Raw genomic sequence first — 4,348 nt, forward strand, 5'->3', positions numbered from 1 at the left:
TTGGTGTGACCCAAGATCGCCGCCGCATACTGCAATGGCACACCTTGATCTTTGAGGGCTGTCCCCACGGTATGCCGCAGGCTGTGGAAATCCTTGTCGACGGGGCGATGGCGGCTAAACCACTGCCCCCACAGGTGGCTATAACCGTCCTGACGATGAGGTAGCTCGGTGAAGAGTCGCCCCCCTGCTCGCCCCTTCACAAACTCGATGAAACCGCTCTGGAGGAGATATCTATGGAGAGGAACTAGGCGAGCACTGTTGACCGTCTTGAGTTTCTGGTCTGGCCGTCCATTGCGAATATTCAGGCACCATATACCGTCAACCTGTTGCACATCATCGGCATAGAGCTGACAGATTTCGTTGGCACGAGCTCCGGTGAACAGACCCAGCAGAGCAATCCACCTACGGTGGGGCTCTTGCTGCTTAGCCCACCCGATAAACTTGCGACGTTCTTCCGCTGTGTATCCACTTCGTGAGTTCACCTCCTTGGCCCGCTGCAGCTTCAATCCAGCGAAGTGATTGACGATCCCCTCCTGATGGTTAGCCAGCCAGTTAAACAGCAGGGAGAGCTTCTGGAGGTACTTGTTGATGGTGGCCGGACTCTTACCCGAGTTCAGTAGCCCATCCTTGAACATGACCACGTCAGCCTTGCTGTAGCCGGTCACAGGGCGATCCCCCAGTGCCTCGATAAAGGAGCCGAGATAGTTTTTCTGGTTCTTTCGCTCTTTGGGAGCCCAGGAGAGGGCCTTCTCTTTCAGATAGCGGTCACTCAAGACCGACAGGAGCGGAGCAAGCGGTTTGGCCGCCCGAGCCACCGGCTTGGTGCTCGATTGATTTGGTGGGGTCTCTGATGCCTCAGCAGGCTCAACGCCAGATTTCGGTCTGGAACGCACACAGGCAAGCAGCTTCTCAACTGCTGCACGGGCCGTCAGCTTGTCTCGGGTATGCAGGGATTTTTTGATCTCTTTACGACGACCACAGGGGAGCGTGGTGACTTTCCGGTAATACCAGATGCCGTGTGGACTGAGCCAGAGATTCATCGATGAGCTCCTCGTCGTCCACACAAAGTGGATGACCAAGGGCTTTAAGAGAGGCTAACTTATTGAATTGCAGAAACAAGTGGTGGCCCTACCAGCCACATCCCGGCACTCGAGTCCCCCGCCTTGGCTGCTACCTTCCGGTCCTGACCAGGTCGACGGGTTATCAATGCGAGAGGACCAATAGGACCACCGGCGAGGAGAATAGGCAAACTAGCCCCTCAATGCAACGGCTTTCTGCCCTTGCTCGTGCCGTTCGCCTTATTTTTCAACAATCTGGCCAAGGGTTCAGCTAAACAGCATGAATTTGACCCCCACCAGCAGCATCAGCAGGGCGAACGCCTGCTTGAGCCGCTGGGGAGAGAGCCGGTGCGCCAGTTTGGCCCCCACCCGGGCAAACTGGGTACTGGTGAGCACGATGCCGAGCAGCGCCGGCAGATAGATGAACCCTAGGCTCCACTCTGGCAGATCCGGGTTGCCCCAGCCGGCGTAGAGGTAGCTGAGGCTGCCCGCCAGGGCGATGGGCATGCTGCAGGCGGCGGAGGCCGCCACGGCGTTGCGCATCGGCACGCTGTTCCAGCTCAGATAAGGCACGGTCAGCGAGCCGCCACCGATGCCAAACAGTGCAGACATCCAGCCGATGACGGTGCCGGCGATGCCGGTACCGAGCGCTCCCGGTAGATGACGCTCCGCCTTGGGCTTGAGGTTGAGCCCCATCTGCACGGCCATGGTCCAGGCGAAGCAGCCGATGATGATGTTGAGGGTGCTGGCGCTCAGCAGATTTGCAGTCATGCCGCCGAGCCAGGCCCCGATCAGCATGCCGGCGCCGAGCCGGCGGATCATCACCCAGTCCACCGCACCGGCCTCCCGGTGAGCGCGCAGGGAGCTGAAGCCGGTGAAGATCATGGTGGGCAGCGAGGTGCCGAGCGCCAGATGGGTAATGATGTCGGGGGCGACGCCCTGGGCGTGAAAACTCAATACCAGCACGGGCACTATGATGAGACCGCCGCCGATGCCGAACAATCCCGCCAGCATGCCGGCGAATGCCCCCAGCAGCAGATAACCCATAAACAGCATAAAAATTCCTTCCGAGGCTCTGCCGCGCACCAGAGCGTGAGCAGCACATAAAAAAAGAGATGGCCCTTGGGCCATCTCTTTATTGTGCAGGTTAACTCAAGGGAATGGTACCGTCCATCACCTTGTAGAAGGCCAGCACGGCGCAACCGAGCAGGGCCGCCGTCATCCCCTGCTCCAGCCGGTTGAGGCCGCGCAGCCCGTGGTGCTGGCGCGCCTTCCAGTAGATGAAGATGCCGGGGCTGTAGAGCAGCGCCACCAGCAGCAGGTACTCCACCCCGGCGGCATAGACCAGCCAGCAGCCGTAGACGGTCGCCACCAGTGCCAGGAAGAGGTCACGCTTGCGCTGGTGGGGCTGGCCTGCGTAGGTCTCCCCTTTCAGCGCCAGCTTCAGCCCGTAGGCACCGGAGAAGACGTAGGGCACCAGCGCCGCCGAGGTGGCGATGTTGACCAGCGCCAGATAGGTGCTGCTCTGGAAGTAGATGATGATGAGGAAGGTCTGCACCAGGCAGGTGGAGCACCAGAGCGACACCTGGGGCGAGCCGTTCTTGTTCTCCTTGGCGAACCAGCCGGGGAAGACGCCGGTCTTGCCCGCGATGTAGGGCACTTCCGCCGCCAGCACGGTCCAGCTCAGCAGGGCCCCCATCACAGAGATGACCAGGCCGATGTTGATGAGCCAGGCGCCCCAGGGGCCGACCACGGCTTCAAGGATCATGGCGGTGGAGGGATTCTTGAGGGCCGCCAGTTGCGGCTGGTTCATGACCCCCAGCGAGAACAGGGTCACCATGACGTAGAGTGCGAGGGCTCCCAACAGCGCCAGCACGGTGGCACGGCCCACGTCCTTGCGATGGCGGGCACGGGCGGAGACCACCACGGCCCCCTCGATGCCGATGAAGACCCAGAGCGTCACCTTCATGGTGGACTTGACCTGATCCATCACGGAGCCCAGCTCAGGGGTGCCCTGACCCCAGATGTCCAGGGTGAAGGTCTCCATGTTGAAGGCGAGCAGGATGGCCACGCAGAAGACAATGAGGGGCACCATCTTGGCGATGGTGGTGACTATGTTCACCAGCGCCGCCACCTGGATGCCGCGCAGCACCAGGGCGTGTACCGACCAGATGAGGATGGAGGCGAGCGTGATGGCCACCGGGGTGTTGCCGTCACCGAAGATGATCTTGTCCGGCGTGTCGAAGAAGTAGCTCAGCGCACTGAACACCACGATGGCGTAGGAGACGTTGGCCAGCAGCTGGCAGAGCCAGTAGCCCCAGGCGGCGTTGAAGCCGATGAAATCGCCGAAACCGGCCTTGGCATAGCTGAAGATGCCGCCATCGAGATCCGGGCGACGCATGGAGAGGTTCTGATACACCAGCGCGAGGCAGATCATGCCGATACCTGTGATGGCCCATCCCAAAGCGACGGCCCCGGCACTGGCATGAGCGGCGATGTTTTGCGGCAGACTGAAGACCCCGGCACCGACCATGGAGCCGATCACCAGCGAGATGAGGGCGCCAAGCCCCAGTTTCTTGTCCATCTCAATCCTGTTTAATTAGGCGGCGGCAGAGCGTCCGTATTCATACTGCGCGCAATATGGGAGGGGCTAGAAATCCGTACCCCGTGAAAAAGGCGGCAACTATATTGCATGACTATTCCGACCGCAATCCCTCGTACCGTCAATCATGCACCGCCTTGACCGCGCGCAATTTTACAGTACTGACCCCGGGGGCCTGTGAGCTGGTTCAAATTAAGAAAGACCGGTTGATATTTCACATTTTTCCATGACCTGAGCCCCCTTTTTGCGGATAAGACCTGCATGAGAATGCAGCCTGCAGCGCAGCTCATCTCCTATTCTTGCTGACAAACGTTTCAATAAAAATGCCCCTGCGCCGAGGGCCAGGGGCATCTGCAAAAGAGAGCCGGAATCTAGGCTGTGTTCTCAAAATGCTGGTTTTCTGTCCACCAATAGTTCCCGTAAGTAACGAAGGCAGAAAGCCAGCTTGATAAAAGCAGCAAAACTTCCCGCCAGCTTTTCATACCTCGTTGAGAATCGGCGAAACTTCTTCAGCCATCCGAAGCACCGTTCGACCACATTTCTCCTACGATAACGAGCTTTGTCTAACACCAGTGGACGTCCCTTATGGTGCCGTTGCTGGTCGCTGCGTTGCGGGATAACCGCTTTTATCTTTCTGCGCCGGAGTTCTGCCCGCAGAGCCCTGCTGCTATAGGCCTTATCTGCGGCA

General features: G+C 59.4%; 4 protein-coding genes and 1 other RNA gene. All 5 read right to left on the minus strand.

Translation table 11 applies throughout. The annotated features are described in order from the left end of the window. On the minus strand, window positions 1-1,040 hold a 1,040-nt coding region (locus tag CAK78_RS09560), incomplete at its 3' end, for a site-specific integrase (protein WP_094697119.1). A gap of 86 nt (window positions 1,041-1,126) precedes the next feature. Next, window positions 1,127-1,223: signal recognition particle sRNA small type (gene ffs, locus CAK78_RS09565), an RNA gene on the minus strand. Window positions 1,224-1,325: 102 nt separating this feature from the next. Beyond that, a complete protein-coding gene (locus CAK78_RS09570; RefSeq protein WP_094697120.1) occupies window positions 1,326-2,114 on the minus strand; it encodes a sulfite exporter TauE/SafE family protein in 789 nt (262 codons plus the stop codon). Window positions 2,115-2,205: 91 nt separating this feature from the next. Next, window positions 2,206-3,642 carry an arginine-ornithine antiporter gene (gene arcD, locus CAK78_RS09575; protein ID WP_094697121.1) on the minus strand — a complete coding sequence of 479 codons (1,437 nt, stop codon included), beginning with the start codon at window positions 3,640-3,642 and terminating at the stop codon, window positions 2,206-2,208. A gap of 402 nt (window positions 3,643-4,044) precedes the next feature. After that, window positions 4,045-4,348 (minus strand): transposase (locus CAK78_RS09580; RefSeq protein WP_141214104.1); only part of this gene is annotated, 304 nt, incomplete at its 5' end.

Source organism: Aeromonas sp. A35_P (assembly GCF_002259925.1).
GTDB lineage: Bacteria > Pseudomonadota > Gammaproteobacteria > Enterobacterales > Aeromonadaceae > Aeromonas > Aeromonas dhakensis.